At 66.8% G+C, this 15,690-nt stretch carries 16 protein-coding genes; 6 read left to right on the forward strand and 10 right to left on the reverse strand.

Annotated features, from left to right (window positions below; genetic code table 11):
- Nucleotides 1–36: 36 nt before the first annotated feature.
- Together CHU93_RS01170 and CHU93_RS01175 are read right to left on the reverse strand one after the other, a co-directional pair.
- Complete coding sequence (locus CHU93_RS01170) at nucleotides 37–501, reverse strand: hypothetical protein (protein ID WP_094472389.1); 465 nt, start codon at nucleotides 499–501, stop codon at nucleotides 37–39.
- Between the two features lie 100 nt (nucleotides 502–601).
- The gene (locus CHU93_RS01175) at nucleotides 602–1,498 is read right to left on the reverse strand and encodes a LytTR family DNA-binding domain-containing protein (protein WP_165768547.1); all 897 of its coding nucleotides are present in this window, start codon (nucleotides 1,496–1,498) and stop codon (nucleotides 602–604) included.
- Here CHU93_RS01175 and CHU93_RS01180 point away from each other — a divergent pair.
- Nucleotides 1,497–2,639 (forward strand): acyltransferase family protein, encoded by a 1,143-nt coding sequence (locus tag CHU93_RS01180; RefSeq protein WP_165768548.1) that lies wholly within the window; start codon nucleotides 1,497–1,499, stop codon nucleotides 2,637–2,639. The genes CHU93_RS01175 and CHU93_RS01180 overlap by 2 nt on opposite strands.
- On the opposite strand, the gene CHU93_RS18085 is transcribed toward CHU93_RS01180, so the two are convergent.
- Together CHU93_RS18085 and CHU93_RS01190 are read right to left on the reverse strand one after the other, a co-directional pair.
- Nucleotides 2,602–3,114, reverse strand: a complete 513-nt coding sequence (locus CHU93_RS18085; protein ID WP_094472391.1) for a methylated-DNA--[protein]-cysteine S-methyltransferase — start codon at nucleotides 3,112–3,114, stop codon at nucleotides 2,602–2,604. The two genes, CHU93_RS01180 and CHU93_RS18085, sit on opposite strands and share 38 nt — an antisense overlap.
- A 92-nt stretch (nucleotides 3,115–3,206) precedes the next feature.
- Nucleotides 3,207–4,691 carry a Do family serine endopeptidase gene (locus CHU93_RS01190; RefSeq protein WP_094472392.1) on the reverse strand — a complete coding sequence of 495 codons (1,485 nt, stop codon included), beginning with the start codon at nucleotides 4,689–4,691 and terminating at the stop codon, nucleotides 3,207–3,209.
- A 75-nt stretch (nucleotides 4,692–4,766) separates the two neighbouring features.
- Between CHU93_RS01190 and CHU93_RS01195 the strand changes: the two genes are divergently transcribed.
- Nucleotides 4,767–5,378, forward strand: a complete 612-nt coding sequence (locus CHU93_RS01195) for a glutathione S-transferase family protein (RefSeq protein ID WP_094472393.1) — start codon at nucleotides 4,767–4,769, stop codon at nucleotides 5,376–5,378.
- Between the two features lie 5 nt (nucleotides 5,379–5,383).
- Here the strand turns inward: CHU93_RS01195 and CHU93_RS01200 are convergent, their stop codons facing one another.
- Genes CHU93_RS01200 through CHU93_RS01220 form a run of 5 tightly spaced genes read right to left on the reverse strand, consistent with a single transcriptional unit; the run spans nucleotide 5,384 to nucleotide 8,623 of the window.
- Nucleotides 5,384–5,683, reverse strand: coding sequence for a DUF952 domain-containing protein (locus CHU93_RS01200; protein ID WP_094472394.1), 300 nt, complete (start codon nucleotides 5,681–5,683; stop codon nucleotides 5,384–5,386).
- Nucleotides 5,680–6,600: a peptidylprolyl isomerase gene (locus CHU93_RS01205; protein ID WP_094472395.1), complete on the reverse strand. Its 921-nt coding sequence runs from the start codon at nucleotides 6,598–6,600 to the stop codon at nucleotides 5,680–5,682. The genes CHU93_RS01200 and CHU93_RS01205 overlap by 4 nt, the downstream gene beginning before the upstream one ends.
- The gene (msrB, locus tag CHU93_RS01210; protein WP_094472396.1) at nucleotides 6,600–6,962 is read right to left on the reverse strand and encodes a peptide-methionine (R)-S-oxide reductase MsrB; all 363 of its coding nucleotides are present in this window, start codon (nucleotides 6,960–6,962) and stop codon (nucleotides 6,600–6,602) included. The genes CHU93_RS01205 and msrB overlap by 1 nt, the downstream gene beginning before the upstream one ends.
- On the reverse strand, nucleotides 6,963–7,430 hold the full coding sequence (gene ruvX, locus CHU93_RS01215; protein ID WP_094472401.1) for a Holliday junction resolvase RuvX: 468 nt from the start codon (nucleotides 7,428–7,430) through the stop codon (nucleotides 6,963–6,965). It lies immediately after the preceding gene.
- Nucleotides 7,427–8,623, reverse strand: a complete 1,197-nt coding sequence (locus CHU93_RS01220) for a DUF3089 domain-containing protein (protein WP_341476552.1) — start codon at nucleotides 8,621–8,623, stop codon at nucleotides 7,427–7,429. The genes ruvX and CHU93_RS01220 overlap by 4 nt, the downstream gene beginning before the upstream one ends.
- 125 nt (nucleotides 8,624–8,748) lie before the next feature.
- Between CHU93_RS01220 and CHU93_RS01225 the strand changes: the two genes are divergently transcribed.
- Together CHU93_RS01225 and CHU93_RS01230 are read left to right on the forward strand one after the other, a co-directional pair.
- Nucleotides 8,749–9,438, forward strand: coding sequence for a response regulator transcription factor (locus CHU93_RS01225; protein ID WP_086116918.1), 690 nt, complete (start codon nucleotides 8,749–8,751; stop codon nucleotides 9,436–9,438).
- Between the two features lie 12 nt (nucleotides 9,439–9,450).
- On the forward strand, nucleotides 9,451–10,884 hold the full coding sequence (locus tag CHU93_RS01230; RefSeq protein WP_094472397.1) for an ATP-binding protein: 1,434 nt from the start codon (nucleotides 9,451–9,453) through the stop codon (nucleotides 10,882–10,884).
- On the opposite strand, the gene tyrS is transcribed toward CHU93_RS01230, so the two are convergent.
- Nucleotides 10,885–12,099, reverse strand: a complete 1,215-nt coding sequence (tyrS, locus tag CHU93_RS01235) for a tyrosine--tRNA ligase (protein ID WP_094472398.1) — start codon at nucleotides 12,097–12,099, stop codon at nucleotides 10,885–10,887.
- Between the two features lie 443 nt (nucleotides 12,100–12,542).
- Here tyrS and CHU93_RS01240 point away from each other — a divergent pair, with 443 nt between their 5' ends.
- Together CHU93_RS01240 and uvrB are read left to right on the forward strand one after the other, a co-directional pair.
- The gene (locus CHU93_RS01240) at nucleotides 12,543–13,313 is read left to right on the forward strand and encodes a cytochrome b/b6 domain-containing protein (protein ID WP_094472399.1); all 771 of its coding nucleotides are present in this window, start codon (nucleotides 12,543–12,545) and stop codon (nucleotides 13,311–13,313) included.
- A 132-nt stretch (nucleotides 13,314–13,445) separates the two neighbouring features.
- The gene (uvrB, locus tag CHU93_RS01245) at nucleotides 13,446–15,650 is read left to right on the forward strand and encodes an excinuclease ABC subunit UvrB (RefSeq protein ID WP_094472403.1); all 2,205 of its coding nucleotides are present in this window, start codon (nucleotides 13,446–13,448) and stop codon (nucleotides 15,648–15,650) included.
- Nucleotides 15,651–15,690: the final 40 nt, after the last annotated feature.

Below are 15,690 nucleotides of genomic sequence, written 5' to 3' on the forward strand. Positions count from 1 at the left end.
CCAACCCGAAATCACCCGGCCGGTGAATAATCCGGGCTAGGGCAGCGAGAGGGCATAGATGCGACCGCGTTCGACCAGGCCGAAGTCGACCCGCGTCGGACTGAAACGCGCCGTCATGAAATATTCGGCAAAGCCCTCCACATACCAGGCCGGGTAGCTTTGGCCGGTGCCGGCAAACATGTGATGATGGGCATATTCGTGCAGCAGCGTGGACTGGCCAAATTCGCCCTTCATGGCATAGGCAACGATGCCGCCATCGGACGCGCTGTAGAATCCGGCGACGTCGCTGCCGATCTTGCCGAAGGGCACCGCATCGGCGATTCGGTCAACAAGATAGACCGTCAATTTCGGCGCTGAATCATCCACCCTGGCGGTGGTGAACATGCCCAAAAGGTTGCGATAATCCTCCAGCAGTTCGGCCCGTTGGCGCAATTGATCAGCCGACATCTCGCCAAAAACGCGGAAATGCGGCGATTCAGCCACGCGCCAGGCCGCCAGCACTGGGGATGACAGCAGGCATGTCAACAGCAGGGCAAGGATTCGCTGCGCCATGACTTGATCATCGGTGATATCGTCTTGGCGTCAACCGGAAAGCGGCGCGCTATTGCCGGCTGGCCAGGCCAGCCCGATAGCGCCGGCTGCCAGGCAGGCTGGTGCCATCGGCCAGCATCACCCGGAAATCGCCGCTGCCTTCGCTGGCAATGCTGCGCACGGCAGCCGCGCGCACAAGATGCGCACGGTGGATGCGGACAAAGCCATGCGGGGCCAGTTCATCGGCGAGTGCCGCCATCGTCACGCGGTGCAACAGCGGGCCGTGGACGGTGGCAAGCTCGACATAGTTGCCAGCGGTGCTGGCGTGGCTGATTTCCTCGGCCGCAAGGAACAGGGTGCGGCCGCCATCCTTGATGGCAAGGCGAAAGGGCGGGAGATCGCTGCGCACCGCCGTCGGCGCAGCGGGCGCGAACAGCCGGTCAAACAGCCAGCCCAGCGCCAGCAGCGCCACCAGGGTGAGCACATCCTTGCGGGCTTCGAACAGCAATTGATCGGCCGTCCAGTCAAATCGGTAGGCACGGCCGTGGGCGGCGAACAGCAGGCGGCGGCTGGCATCGAGCCAGGCGGCGTGCAGCAGCACCAACAGCGGCAGCAGGGCCAGATGCGCGGCGGCGGCGACGGGCCAGGCCAGACGCGGCGGCCGCAGCCGGCGCGACAGCCGCCACAACGGCCACAGCAGCGCCATGAAGAAGGCGGCGCTGGTCAGTTCCAGCGTGTAGGGCTGCCAGGTGGCCAGTTCGGGCGTGCGATCGGCAATGGATTCGGCATCGACCACGCCCTTCAGCAACAGCAGCAGCGCCACCAGCGGCATCGCCCAGCGTGGGGCGCCGCTTGTCCCTGATCCGGTGCCGCTTGTCCCCACCTGTCTGCCGCCCGTCCCCAGCCTGTTGCCGGCCATCACTTCGCACCTGAACGCCGCGCCGCGCAAGGCCATGGCAATGGGCATGAGCACAACCCCGACCCGCCGCTTCGACCTTGACTGGCTGCGCATCGCCGCCTTCGGCCTGTTGATCCTTTATCATTGCGGCATGGCCTTTGTGACCTGGGGCTGGCACATCAAGCTGGCCCGGCTGGACTGGCTGGAGCCCGTGATGCTGTTCACCAACGCCTGGCGGCTGATCCTGTTGTTCCTGATCTCTGGCGTGGCCTCTGCCGCCATGCTGGCCAAGGGGCGCGAAGGCTTTGCCGCCAGCCGTTCATGGCGGCTGCTGCCGCTGCTGGCCGGCGTGCTGCTGATCGTGCCGCCGCAAAGCTGGGTGGAGGTGCAGGCCAATGGCCACTGGAACGGCAGCTTCCTGCGTTTCTGGCGGGAGGAGTATTTCGGCTTTTCCGATCATCTCGGCCTGATCCTGCCGACGTGGAACCATTTGTGGTTCGTTGTCTATCTCTGGGCCTATTCCATGCTGCTGGCGCTGCTGCCGGCCGGCGGGCTGGCGGCATTGAAGCGCAGGGCGGCGCGGCTGCTGGCCGGCGGGCGCATCCTGTGGCTGCCGATGCTGGCCATCGCCGGCGTGCGGCTGGGCCTGGCCGATCGCTTTCCCGAAACCCACGATCTGGTGACCGATTGGGCCGCCCACCCAATCTATGGCGGAGCGTTCCTGCTGGGCGTGGCGATGGGCCCCAATGGCCCGTTGTGGGCCGGGGTGGCGCGCTGGTGGCGGGCCGGGCTGGTGCTGGGTTTTGCCGGCTGGTTGGGGGTGGCCGGCATCAATGCACTGCCCGGTGATCCGGCCGGCCCATGGGTGGTGGCCAGCCGGCTGGCGCGCGCCGTGCAGGCCTGGGGCATGATCATCGGCCTTTTGGGCGCTGCCCAGATCTGGTTGAACCGCGACCACAGCTGGCGGCAGCCGCTGGCCGAGGCGGTGTTTCCCGCCTATCTGATCCACCAGACGATCATCGTGCTCAGCGCCTGGTGGCTGCTGCCACTGGCGGTGCCGCTGGCGATGAAGGCCAGCCTGCTGATCAGCACCACCATCATCGGCACGGCGGTCTTTTGCCGGGCAACGGCGCGGGTGGGCTGGCTGCGGCCCTTTGCCGGCCATGGCCCGATCAGGCCAGCAGCGGTGGCAGGGCGCCTTCGTGCCTGAGCAGCCAGGCCTTGCGCTCCACCCCGGCGGCATAGCCAGTGAGGGCGCCATTGCTGCCGATCACGCGGTGGCAGGGGACGATGATGCCGATGGGATTGGCGCCATTGGCGAGGCCCACGGCGCGGGTGGCCGATGGCTTGCCCATGCCGGCGGCCTGCTGGCCATAGCTGCGGGTTTCACCGGCCGGGATGGCGCGCAGCGCGGCCCAGGCGGCCTGCTGGAACGGGGTGCCGATGCGGGCGACAGGCAGCACATCGATGGCGGTGAGATGGCCGGCGAAATAGGCGGCAAGCGCGCTGGCCAGCGCTGGCGGCGCTTCGCCGTCGGCCACAGCGCCATCGCCATGGTGACGGGTGAAGAGGCGGTGCAGCCGGTTCAAGTCGTCGGCGAATTCCAGCGCGTGGATGGTGCCATCAGGAGCGGTGATGGCGACCAGATCGCCCAAGGGGCTGGCAAGGCGGGAACGGGTGAACATGGGCGGGATCCATGGCTGTGGTGCTGGGGCGGTTTTACACCAGCGCCCCAGCGTGTCTGGCGGAAATCAGACCGCCCGTTCCCGCCCCGGCCTCAACTGCGGCAGGACAGGCCGCCCAGATTGTTGACCCCGCATTCGGCGCGCTGCTCACCAACCGCGAAGCGCACGATCAGCGCGCCGGCGTCCGACAGCTTCACCGCATCGGCCACGGATTTGACCGGCTGACCGCCCAGGGTTTCGATCAGCGCGCCGGGGCGCAGGAAGCGGGCGGCGGGCGCATTGGCATCGATGGCCACCACCACCACGCCCTGTTCCGGCAGGCCAGCGCCCAATTCCTGGGCATAGGCGGGCGACAGATTGCCCAGGGTGACGCCGGTGAGGATGGAGCGGCCCGAAAGCTTGGTGAGGCTGCGCGGCGGGTTTTCCGGCGGGGCGGCGAGCGTGACGTTGACGGTGCGCTCTGCCCGGTCGCGCCAGATGCGGACGGCGAGCGCCTTGCCCACGCCTTCGGTGGCGAGGCTGTAGCGCAGCTGGCCGCCGTTGGCGACTTCCTTGCCGTCCACGCTTTTCAGCACATCACCCACCGCAATGCCTGCCCTGGCACCAGGGCTGCCGGGCACCACGGCGGTGACCAGCAGGCCGCCGGGGCGATCAAGGCCGAGTTGCCTTGCCGTGTCGGCGGTCAGCGGCTCACCCTCCACGCCGATCCAGCCGGAGACCAGCTTGCCCTTGTCGGCCGCGTTCAGGAACACCCGCACCATCTTGGACGGGATGGCAAAGCCGATGCCGTTGGAACCGCCGCTGCGACTGAAGATGGCGGTGGGCACGCCGATCAGCCGGCCTTGCGCATCGAGCAGGGCGCCGCCCGAATTGCCGGGGTTGATGGCGGCATCGGTCTGGATGAAGAATTGCCAATCCGAAACGCCGATGCCGGTGCGCGCCACGGCCGAAACGATGCCGGTGGTCACCGTCTGGCCGACGCCAAACGGGTTGCCGATGGCGACGGTGACATCGCCCACCTCCACCCGATCGGAATCGGCCATGCGGATCACCGGCAAGGCGGCGCCCTCGGTTTCCACCTTCAAGAGGGCAAGATCGAGCCTGGGATCGGCAAACAGCACCTTGGCCTTGAACTCGCGCCGGTCAGCCAGGGAGACGAGGATCTGATCAGCCCCTTCCACAACATGGTTGTTGGTGATGATCAGGCCATCGGCGCCGACGATCACGCCCGACCCCAGCGATTGCGACACGCGCGGCTGCACCGGCGCCCCGCCAAAGAAACGTTGCATGAACTCTTCGTTGAAGTTGCGCGGGCGCCGATCGACCGTGGCGGTGTAGATATTGACCACGGCGGGCGCGGCGGCCTTGACGACGGGGGCAAAGCTCAAGGCGACCTGGCCGGCGGCGGGCACGGCGCGCGGCACCTCACTGGTGTCCATCGGCGGGATTTGCGCTGCAACCTTGCTGTCGCTGACATGGACGACGCCAACGGCCAGCGCGGCGCCGGCGGCAATCCCCAGCGCGACGCCAGCGGCCAATTTGGTGCGGGTGATCATGGCGGTGACGATCCTGTTCATTGTCACGTGATTGCGGGGGCAAGTTTAAGCAGCCATGAATATGGGGAGAAATTTGGTGATGCGAAGGGGCCGACCATGAAACTCTGGCACTGCCGGGATGCACGCAGCTTTCGGGCATTGTGGGCGCTCGAGGAACTGGGCCTGCCCTATGAACTGGTGCTGCTGCCCTTCCCGCCGCGCTGGACACAGCCATCATTCCTGGAGGTGAACCCGCTGGGCACCATCCCCTTCTTCACCGATGGGGAGGTGCGGATGACGGAGAGTGCCGCCATCTGCCAATATCTGGCCGAAAAAGCCGGCGCGTTGCGGGTGCTGCCCGGTGATCCACGCTATGGCGATTATCTGAATTTCCTGCACCAGTCCGATGCGACGCTGACCTTTCCGCAGACGCTGGTGCTGCGTTATTCCATGCTGGAAAAGCCCGAGAACCGGCTGCCCAAGGTGGCGAGCGATTACAAGCGCTGGTTCCTGGCGCGGACCATCTGGGTGGAACAGGCGTTGGCCGATGGGCGGCCGTGGCTGTGCGGGGATGATTTCACCGTGGCCGATATTGCTGTCGCCTATGCCTTCCTGCTCGCCGGCACGCTGGGGCATCTGGAGGAGGTGGGGCCGAATGCGCGGGCCTTCTGGGCGCGGGCGAGCGCGCGGGAGGGCTTTGCCCGGGCGAAGGCAGCGCAGCGCGGTTGAGCCGGTTAGGCCAGCTGCACCGCAATCACCTCGTCTAGCCGCAGCGGGCGGTAGAGATGGGGGAACAACTGGCCGCCGCGGGCGGGTTCCCATTTCAGCGCCTCGCCAAGCGTGTCGGCATCGATGGTGAGCGCCACCACGCCCTGTTCGCCGGCGAACCATTTCGCCAGCGTCGCTGCCGCCTGTTCGGGCGTGGAGAAGTGGATATAGCCGTCGCGCAGATCGTCAGGCGAGCCGGCGAATAGCCCGTCGGCCTGGAATTGCGCCCATTCGCCGGCGCGGAGCAGCTTGATGATCGGGGTCATTTGGCTTCGCGCACGGGAACCTTGAGCGTACACAGATCGGCCGCACCGGCAGGGCGGACGAAGAAGCCGGTGCGGTTGGCGCGGGCCTGCACCACCTGGGCGAAGCTGGGGCTGGCCGTGTCCATCATCTGCCAGGCGGGAAAGCCGGGGATCTGGCTGGCGAGGCGCACGCGGGCGATCTTCACGCGCTGCGCCTCGTCCTTGTAGAAGCCCAGCGCCTCAGTGCCACGCGGCAAGGCGGCGTGCGGCTCGATCCCGGCGAGCACGCGGCCGACATTGGCGATGTTGCGATCAAGATGGCGCGGGCCATGGCCGATCACGGTGTACAGCTCCGCACCGTCGCCGGTGTCGGGCGGCATGTCGCGGCCAACGCCAACGGTGCCATAGCAGTGGGCCAGCCAGGCCGTGCCGGCCTTGCGGTCACGCGCCGCCTGCCAGCCGGCAATCCAGCCGGCTTCGGCATATGTGTCCTTGAACGGGGATGGCGTGAAGGCTAGGCCCTTAGCGCTGCGTTCATATTCGGCCGGCAGCGGCGCTGCGCGCACGCGCTGTTCGCGCACATCGGGTGGCTGGCTCACCGGTTCCTTGCCGTCGAGCGGTTTGGCGGCCCATTGCACGACATAATTGTCCTGCACCCGCACGATGCGGCCATCATCGAACCGGCCGGCCTTCACCAGCGCCTTGATCGCGGCGACGTGCGCCGGGGCGAACAGCGGCGCCAGCTGGATGACCATCTGGCCGGCCGCCGTGTCCATCACCATGATGTCATCAGGGTCGATCGCCGCCCAAGCGCTGGCCGGGGCGGCGGCGATGATCTGATCGGCGCTGGTGTTGGCCAGCGACGGCGGTGGCGAAGCTGTTGGGGCCTGGGCCAGCAGCAGCGGCGCGGCCAGGAGCAGGGGCAGCAGGCGCTTCATCAGGCTTCGTCCGGCACGAAATCGAGGGCGAGGCCGTTGATGCAGTGGCGCAGGCCGGTCGGTGGCGGCCCATCGGGGAAGACATGGCCGAGATGGCCGTTGCAGGCGGCGCAATGCACTTCGGTGCGCACCATGCCGTGGCTGGTATCGGTGGTGGTGCCAACCGCGCCGTCCACCGCCTCCCAGAAGCTCGGCCAGCCGGAGCCGGAGTTGTATTTGGCGTGGCTCTTGTACAGCAGCGCGCCGCAGCCGGCGCAGTGATAGTCGCCGGCCCGCTTTTCATCGTTCAGCGGCGAGGTGAACGGCCGTTCGGTGGCGTGATCATAGAGAACGGCACGGGCAGCGGGAGAAAGGCAGCTCATTCAGGGCCTCCATCGGATGAGGGCATCGATCGCGCCCTGCAGGATATAGCTGGCCGCCAGCCTGTCCACCCGTTCGGCGCGGCGGGCGCGCGACAGATCCTCGGCAATCATGGCGCGTTCGACGGCGGCCGTGGACCAACGTTCATCCCACAGCAGCAGCGGCAAGGCGAGCGGGGCGAGGTTGCGGGCAAAGGCCCGGACGGATTGGGTGCGGGAACTGTCGGTGCCGTCCATGTTGAGCGGCAGGCCGATCACCAGGCCGGCGAGGCGTTCCCTGCCCACCCAATCCTTGAGGGCAGCGAAATCAGCGGCGAACTTGGTGCGGGCGATGGTGTGGGCCGGGCTGGCGAAGGACCAGCCAGCATCGCAGGTGGCCAGCCCGATGGTTTTGGTGCCAACATCAAGCCCGCCGAGCCGGCCGCCGTTTGGCAGCGCGGCGGCGAAATCGGGCGCAGCGGCCGCGATCAGTGCGCCGCTGTCCACGCCGCAGCCCGAGCCACTGCATCCTGGCGCACGGCGGCCCAGAACAGCGGATAATCAAACACATGGAAATTGTTCCCCGGCATGACGAAGGCGGGGTAGCCCGACGGGCCTTCGCCGATCAGCAGCAGGCCCTGGGGCGTGCAGCGCGCCGGCACGCCGGGTGTCACCAGCTGCGCGGCCTTCAGATTGGCCGAAGGCGCCAGGCTGCCGGGGTTGGCGCTGCCCGGCGCCGCATCGCCACGCCCACCGGTGAGCGGGTTGCTGCACAGCATGGCAGTGCCACGCCGCGGCGCGCCAGACAGCCCGTTGCCCGCCTCATAAACGCGGAGCAGCGATTTGGGTTCGGCCGGCTCAGCAAAGCTTTGCCAGCTCAACAGGCAATTGGCCTGGTTGCGCTCCGCACAGGCCGGCAGACCCAGCGCCGGCAAATCGGCGGTGATGGAAATGGGCCAGCCAACGAGATAGGCCGCCACCACACGCCGGGCGAGCGGCTTGCCCGCCACCTCCTCCACCAGCAGGCGCATCAGGTGAAGGCTCCCCTGGCTGTGGCCGGCAAGGATGATCGGCGCATCCGGCGCCTGCGCGGCCAGAAAGGCGGCAAAGGCGGCCTTTACATCGGCATAGGCGAGATCATGGGCGGAACGGGCGCTGGCGCGGTCATCCGGCTCGCTGGCGAGGAAGCTGCCCAGCACGGCCTGGCGATAATGCGGTGCCCACAGGGGCCCGGCATCGGCCAGGGCCGTTGCCTCGGTGCGCAGGAAGCCAGCCAGACGATCGGCGACCGCCGGCTCGCTGGAGCGTTCGTTCCACTGGCTGGTGCTGAAGGCAGCGGTGGGCGGGATGAAAAACACCGCCACCTTGCCCGTGGCCGGCGCCATGCCGGCGGGGCGCCAGGCGGTGGGATCATTGGCCATGCCCGGCCGCGCTGCCCAACTGGCCGCCGAGCGATAATCATAGGGCGCACCGGCGACGCCAGTGGCAAACGCACCAGAAGGCACCAGGGCGCTGGCCAGCAAGCTGTCGCCAGCCAGCCGCCACACCACCCCGGCGATGATCACCAGCACGATGGCAATGGCGACCAGCCACAGGAAAAGCCGCGGCAGCCGGGCGGAACGTTCCACCTGTGGTCGTTTGGGCGGCGGCGGCGGCGCTGGCTCGGGCTGGGGAGCAATGGTCACGAAATGGTCCGGAATATTGGCAGATGCCGTTTGTTAGCAGCAGTTTCGCCGCCGTTGCGAAGAATTTCGCCGCAACGCAACGAAGGGCTTGTCATTATCTGTTTCAGCGTCATAAAGTCACAGGCATGTTGAACATCCTGTGCATCGAAGACGACGCCGCCATGGCCGATCACGTGGCACGGGGCCTGCGTGAAGCAGGCTATCATGTCGATATTGCCAACAACGGCCGGACCGGCCTCGATATGGCGCAGGCCGGCAGCTATGCCGCCATCGTGCTGGATCGCATGCTGCCCGAACTGGATGGGCTGTCGCTGCTCGCCCGGCTGCGCGACACTGGCAACAACACCCCGGTGGTGATGCTGTCGGCACTGGCCAGCCTGGATGAACGGGTGCGCGGCCTGCGTGCCGGTTCCGATGATTATGTCACCAAGCCGTTCGAAATGGCCGAACTTCTGGCCCGGCTGGAAGTGGTGCAGCGCCGTGGCCAACCGGCCGGCGAGGTCACCCGCCTGACCGAAGGCGATCTGGAACTGGATTTGCTCAGCCGCCGCGTCACATATGCCGGCCGCCGCATCGATCTGCAGCCGCGCGAATTCAGGCTGCTGGAATATCTGGTGCGCCACAAGGGCCAGGTCGTCACCCGTTCCATGTTGCTGGAAGGCGTGTGGGATTATCATTTCGATCCGGGCACCAACGTGATCGATGTGCATGTCAGCCGGCTGCGCAAGAAGCTGGACGAAGGCGGCGCCGGGAACATCGTGCAGACGGTGCGCGGCACTGGCTATCGCGTCGGCGGCGAAGCCGTTTCGGCCTGAGGCGCGACCGCCATGCCCCGGCCGGGGCTTTCCCCCTGGAAACCCAGCGGCTTTTCCCTGCTGATCGCCACGATCTGGCGCGGCACCACCACGGCTCGCATCGGCAGGCTGCTGTTTGTCGTGCTGCTGGCGGCGACCTGGGCGCCGCTGATCCTGCTGGAACGCGCCACCTTCAGCCAGCTTGATAGCGAAGCCAGCGACCGCATCAATGCGATCGCGACCACCGCCGAACGCGCCTGGCGCAAAGACGGCATCGAAGCCGCCGTGACCCTGCTGGATGGCGAGCTGGGCGTGCCGGGGCCGCTGATCATCCATCTGGCCGCCCCCGATGGCAGCCTGTTGCTGGGCAATCTGGCGCGCTGGCCAGACGGGGTGCCGGCCAATCGCCGCCTGTATCGCGTGCCGGCGATGCATGCCGATCATGGCGATATCGAACCCTATCTGGTGACGGCGCGGGCCATGCCCGATGGTTACCGCCTGCTGGTTGGCCGCAGCCTGGAAGCCGAGGTGCAGTTGCAACGCACACTGGTCACCACGCTGGTGCTGGTGCTGCCCTTTGCCCTGCTGGTCGCGCTGCTGACCAGCCGAATGATCACCCGCATCATTGCCGATCGTGCCCGTGGGCTGTCCGATGTGGTTCAGGAGGTCACGGCCGGCAAGCTGCACGCCCGGGTGGACGTGCCGCCCGGCCCGCCAGCCGATGCCTTCGACGGCATGGGCCAAGCCTTCAACGTGATGCTCGCCCGCATCGAGACGCTGATCGATGAACTGCGCACCGTCACCGACGGGCTCGCCCATGATCTGCGCTCTCCCCTCACACGGCTGAAGGCGCGGATCGAGCATATGGCGGTGGGCACCAGCATCAACGCCGACGATCTGGACGCGGTGAGCGCCGAGGCCCAAGCGCTGCTCGCCATGCTGGACAACAGCCTGGAAATCAGTCGCGCCGAAGCCGGCATCGGGCGGGACAGTTTCGAGTCGCTGGATCTGGCGGCAATGCTGGCCGAACTGGCCGACATGTATGAGCCACTGGCCGAAGATGCCGGCGTGGAACTGGTGGTGGCGGCCGAGAGCCCGGTGCAACTGCCGGTGCATCGCCAGCTGCTGGGCCGGGCGCTGGCCAATCTGATCGACAATGCCCTGCGCTATGGCGCCGATGGCAAGCGCATCGAACTGGGCGTTGCGGCCAAGGCTGGCGGCGCGCTGATCTGGGTGGCCGATCATGGCCCCGGCATCCCGGCCAGCCGCCGGCGCGAGGCGCTGCGCCGCTATGGCCGGCTCGACACCGCGCGGCGGGCGCAGCGGCCCGGCCTGCAGGGCGCCGGCCTCGGTCTGTCGCTGGCCGGCGCGGTCGCCCGACTGCACGGCGGCACCCTGGCGCTGGACGACAACAGGCCCGGCCTGAAGGTGATCCTCGATCTGCCGGCCACGCCGGCGGCGGAGTGATCAGCCGGCGACAATCATCCCGTGCCGCTTCTTGCCGGCGCTCACCTTCTGGCCTGGGCCGACCATTGCCGTGTCGCTGCCCGCTGCCACGCCATCGATGCGGGCGCCGCCCTGGGCGACCAACTTCCTCGCCTCGTTCTTCGAGGCGGCAAAGCCGAGGCCGATCAGCGCATCGATGATGGTGATGGGCGCCGGCACGGCATGGGTGGGCAGATCTTCGCCGGCACCGCCTTCGGCAAAGGTGGTGCGCGCCGTTTCGGCGGCCGCCAGCGCGGCATCGCGGCCGCGGCACAGGGCGGTGGCTTCGGTGGCCAGCACTGCCTTCGCCGTGTTGATCTCCGCGCCTGCCAACGCCTCCAGCCGGGCAATCTCGTCCAGCGGCAGGTCGGTGAACAGTCGCAGGAACTTGCCGACATCGGCATCATGGGTGTTGCGCCAGAACTGCCAGTAATCGAAATGCGGCAGCTGATCTTCGTGCAGCCACACGGCGCCCTTGGCCGTCTTGCCCATCTTGGCGCCATCGGCGCGGGTGATCAGCGGCGTCGTCAGGCCAAAGGCCTCGCGCCCTTCCACCCGGCGGATGAGATCGGTGCCGTTGACGATGTTGCCCCACTGGTCACTGCCGCCCATCTGCAGCGTGCAGCCAAAGCGGCGATTGAGTTCCAGATAATCATAGGCCTGGAAAATCATGTAGTTGAATTCCAGGAACGACAGCGGCTGCTCCCGTTCCAGCCGCAGGCGCACGCTGTCAAAGGTCAGCATGCGGTTGATCGAGAAATGCCGGCCATAATCGCGCAGGAACGGCACCAGCTGCAGCTGCGACAGCCATTCATCATTGTTGATCATCACCGCATCGGTGGGGCCATCGCCAAAGCGCAGGAAGCGTTCGAAGATGCGGCGGATGCTGGCCATGTTGGCGCGGATCTGCTCGTCGTCCAGCAGCTGCCGCGCCTCGTCCTTGCCCGACGGATCGCCAATCTTGGTCGTGCCGCCGCCCATCACGACGATCGGCCGATGCCCCGCCTGCTGCAGATGACGCAGCATCATGATCGAAACCAGATTGCCGATGTGCAGCGAGGGCGCGGTGCAGTCAAAGCCGACATAGGCCGTGATCGGGCCCTTCGCCGCCGCCGCATCCAGCGCCGCCGCGTCGGTGATCTGATGGATGAAACCGCGCGCATCGAGCCGGCGGAGAAAATCGCTGCTGTGGGTCATGATGCGAGGCTTTTAGGCAGTGCCGCCGCGCTTGTCATGCCCCGACGGCCAGCGCAGCCGATTTTGACACTCTTGACGGAATCAGCGGAAATGGCGGTTGAAATCATGGCCAGTTTTGCCGGTTTTTCCGCATCTGGGGAGTTTGGGACGGCCCCTCCCCGCCGGTTCTGGCCGGTGGCATGGCGCGATGATGGGCAAGGCCTGGGCATGGCGGGCAGTATAGCCCACCGGGCGGCTTGTAGGACAGACCGGCGAAGGCAAGCGCGCCACCGGCAAGGCAGCGAATGCTGGCCTACGCCAGCATGACTGGTGACATGGGTTGAGGAGGCCCTGAATCGAACGGGTCAAGGGGCCTCGCCCTTTGCCGCCGGAGGCATCTGCTTTTCTCTGCCAGGACGAGGCTGCGCTTGCGTCTTGCCGCGCAATCGCCCACGCAGCGCGCCATGACATTGTTTTATCTGATCCTTGCGCTTGGGCTGGCGGCCGGGCTGAATGCGGCGGGCCGGTGGTGGCGGGTGGCGGCGCAGTTGGGCGCGGCGGCGGCGTTGGCGATGATGGGCTGGTCCATCTGGTTGGCCAATGGCGATGGCACCTTTGCGGCGCAGGGGGCGGATTGGCGGCCCCTGGTGCTGAACATCATGGCGGGAATCGCCACAGTGGTGATCCTGCTGTTGCTGTTGTTGCTGCCGGCGCAGTGGCGGCGGCCGGTGGAGGCGGTGGCGGACTGGAACCGGCGGCAGCAATGGGGCCAGATTGCGCGGTTGCTGCATTGGGTGAGTGCGGTGTTGATGCTGGCGGCGTTGCCGATGGGCCTGTTTGTGGCGGTGCTGGCGCCGTCGGCGGAGCGGGCGGAATTTCTGGCTGCGCACAATGGCATCGGGCTGGCGGTGCTGCTGTTGCTGCTGCTCAGGGTGCTGGCGCAGGGGGCGTCGCCGGGGCCGGTGAGCCCGAACGGCGCGGCGCGATTGAACAAGTGGGCGCTGTATCTGCTGTTGCTGGCGTTGCCGGTGAGCGGACTGGGGCTGGCCGGCAGCACCGGGGCGCCGGTGTTGGGGCTGCACCTGGCCGAGGCCTTGACGCTGGATGTGGCGCGCGGCGCGCACCAGTTGCTGGCCGGGCTGTTTGCGCTGGCGTTTGCGGCGCATGTGGGCGCGGTGGTGTGGCATCATTTCGTGCTGCGCGACCGGCAGTTGGTGCGGCGGATGTTGCGATAGGTCGGGCTGGCGGGCACCGGCATCACGCTCGGCGCCCCCTCCGCCACGCTGCGCGTGCCACCTCCCCCAGAGGGGGAGGATGTGGTTTGGTCGCACTGGAACAAAGCGCGCACATGGGGCATGGTGGCGGGCATGGCCATCCAGATTCGCACCAATCTTGCCGAAACGGACCTGGCAGAGTTCACCCCGCACCGGCCGGCGCGGCCGGAGAAGAGCGAGGGTGGCCGGCCGTTCGTGATGAAGACGGAGTATAGCCCGTCGGGCGACCAGCCCGCCGCCATTGCCGAACTGGTGGCGCAGGCTGAGGCCGGGGAGCGGGACCAGGTGCTGCTGGGCGTGACCGGTTCGGGCAAGACCTTCACCATGGCCAAGGTGATCGAGGCGGTGCAGCGGCCGGCGCTGATCCTGGCGCCGAACAAGATTTTGGCGGCGCAATTGTACGGGGAGTTCAAGAGCTTCTTCCCCGACAACGCGGTGGAATATTTCGTTTCCTATTACGACTATTACCAGCCCGAGGCCTATGTGCCGCGCAGCGACACCTATATCGAGAAGGAGTCGAGCGTGAACGAGGCCATCGACCGGATGCGCCACTCGGCCACGCGCGCGCTGCTGGAGCGGGATGATGTGATCATCGTCGCGTCGGTTTCGTGCCTTTATGGCATTGGTTCGGTCGAGACCTATTCGGCGATGACGTTCAGCCTGAAGAAGGGCGGCAGTGCCGATCTGAAGGAGGTGGTGCGCAAGCTGGTGGCCATGCAATACAAGCGCGGCGACCTTTCATTTGCACGCGGCAATTTCCGGGTGCGCGGCGACAGTCTGGAGATTTTCCCGTCGCATTATGAGGATTCGGCCTGGCGGATCAGCTTTTTCGGTGACGAGATCGAGGCGATTTCGGAGTTTGACCCGCTGACCGGCGAGACGGTGGCCAAGCTGGATCACATCAAGATTTACGCCAACAGCCATTATGTGACGCCGGGGCCGACGTTGAAGCAGGCGGCCGAGGCCATCAAGCATGAGCTGGCCGAGCGGCTGAAGGAGCTGAACGCCGAGGGCAAGCTGTTGGAAGCGCAGCGGCTGGAACAGCGGACGAATTTCGATCTGGAGATGATTGCCGCCACCGGCAGCTGCGCCGGCATCGAGAATTACAGCCGTTTCCTGACCGGCCGCTTGCCCGGCGAGCCGCCACCGACCCTGTTTGAATATCTGCCCGAGAACGCCCTGTTGTTCATCGATGAAAGCCATGTGACGGTGCCGCAGATCGGCGCCATGGCCAAGGGCGACCATCGGCGCAAGGTGACGCTGGCCGAATATGGGTTCCGCCTGCCCAGCTGCATCGACAACCGGCCGCTGCGCTTTTCCGAGTGGGAGGCGATGCGGCCGCAGACGCTGTTCGTTTCGGCCACCCCCGGCCCGTGGGAGATGGACAAGACCGGCGGCGTGTTTGTGGAGCAGGTGATCCGCCCAACCGGCCTGATCGATCCGCCGGTGGATATCCGCCCGGTCGAAGACCAGGTGGAGGATCTGATCCAGGAGGCGAAGAAGACCGCGGCGGCCGGTTATCGCACGCTGGTGACAACGCTCACCAAGCGCATGGCCGAGGATCTGACCGAGTTCCTGCACGAGGCGGGCTTGCGTGTGCGGTACATGCATTCGGACGTGGAGACGCTGGAGCGCATTGAGCTGATCCGCGATCTGCGGCTGGGCGTGTATGATGTGCTGGTGGGCATCAACCTGCTGCGCGAGGGGCTGGACATTCCGGAATGCGGGCTGGTGGCGATCCTGGATGCCGACAAGGAAGGCTTTCTGCGATCGGAAACCAGCCTCATCCAGACGATCGGGCGCGCGGCGCGCAACGTGGATGGGCGGGTGATCCTTTATGCCGATCATGTGACGGGCAGCATGGAACGGGCGATGGCCGAAACGAGCCGGCGCCGGGCCAAGCAGGAAGCCTATAATCTGGAGCATGGCATCACGCCGACCACCATCAAGCGCAACATCGGCGACGTTCTGGCCGATGTGAGCATGAAGGACGGGCTGGTGGTGGACACCGGCGATGACGAGACCCAGCATCTGGTGGGCCACAACCTCAAGGCCTATATCGCCGAGTTGGAAGAGCAGATGAGACAAGCCGCGGCCGACCTGGAGTTCGAGACGGCGGCCGCGATCCGCGACCAGATCAGGCGGCTGGAGATGGACGAACTGGGCGTGCCGCAAGACCAGCGCACCGCCCCGGTGAAGGGCCGCGCCACCGGCGGCAAGGCCGGCACGCGCACCACGCGCTTTTCCAAGATGCAGCAGAAGGGATTCAGCGGGAAGCGGCGCAGCGCCGGGCGGTGACTAGGGTCTAAACCCAATCAGCCTCTTGATTCATTGATAG

The sequence above is a fragment of the Sandarakinorhabdus cyanobacteriorum genome (assembly GCF_002251755.1).
Taxonomy (GTDB): domain Bacteria; phylum Pseudomonadota; class Alphaproteobacteria; order Sphingomonadales; family Sphingomonadaceae; genus Sandarakinorhabdus; species Sandarakinorhabdus cyanobacteriorum.

Coding starts and splice junctions, on each gene's coding strand:
- CHU93_RS18085 (WP_094472391.1), bottom strand. CDS start 3,114: ATGTTCACCCGTTCCCGCCTTGCCAGCCCCTTGGGCGATCTGGTCGCC.
- uvrB (WP_094472403.1), top strand. CDS start 13,446: ATGGCCATCCAGATTCGCACCAATCTTGCCGAAACGGACCTGGCAGAG.
- CHU93_RS01225 (WP_086116918.1), top strand. CDS start 8,749: ATGTTGAACATCCTGTGCATCGAAGACGACGCCGCCATGGCCGATCAC.
- tyrS (WP_094472398.1), bottom strand. CDS start 12,099: ATGACCCACAGCAGCGATTTTCTCCGCCGGCTCGATGCGCGCGGTTTC.
- CHU93_RS01190 (WP_094472392.1), bottom strand. CDS start 4,691: ATGAACAGGATCGTCACCGCCATGATCACCCGCACCAAATTGGCCGCT.
- msrB (WP_094472396.1), bottom strand. CDS start 6,962: ATGAGCTGCCTTTCTCCCGCTGCCCGTGCCGTTCTCTATGATCACGCC.
- CHU93_RS01205 (WP_094472395.1), bottom strand. CDS start 6,600: ATGAAGCGCCTGCTGCCCCTGCTCCTGGCCGCGCCGCTGCTGCTGGCC.
- CHU93_RS01230 (WP_094472397.1), top strand. CDS start 9,451: ATGCCCCGGCCGGGGCTTTCCCCCTGGAAACCCAGCGGCTTTTCCCTG.
- CHU93_RS01195 (WP_094472393.1), top strand. CDS start 4,767: ATGAAACTCTGGCACTGCCGGGATGCACGCAGCTTTCGGGCATTGTGG.
- CHU93_RS01200 (WP_094472394.1), bottom strand. CDS start 5,683: ATGACCCCGATCATCAAGCTGCTCCGCGCCGGCGAATGGGCGCAATTC.
- CHU93_RS01240 (WP_094472399.1), top strand. CDS start 12,543: ATGACATTGTTTTATCTGATCCTTGCGCTTGGGCTGGCGGCCGGGCTG.
- CHU93_RS01180 (WP_165768548.1), top strand. CDS start 1,497: ATGAGCACAACCCCGACCCGCCGCTTCGACCTTGACTGGCTGCGCATC.
- CHU93_RS01175 (WP_165768547.1), bottom strand. CDS start 1,498: ATGCCCATTGCCATGGCCTTGCGCGGCGCGGCGTTCAGGTGCGAAGTG.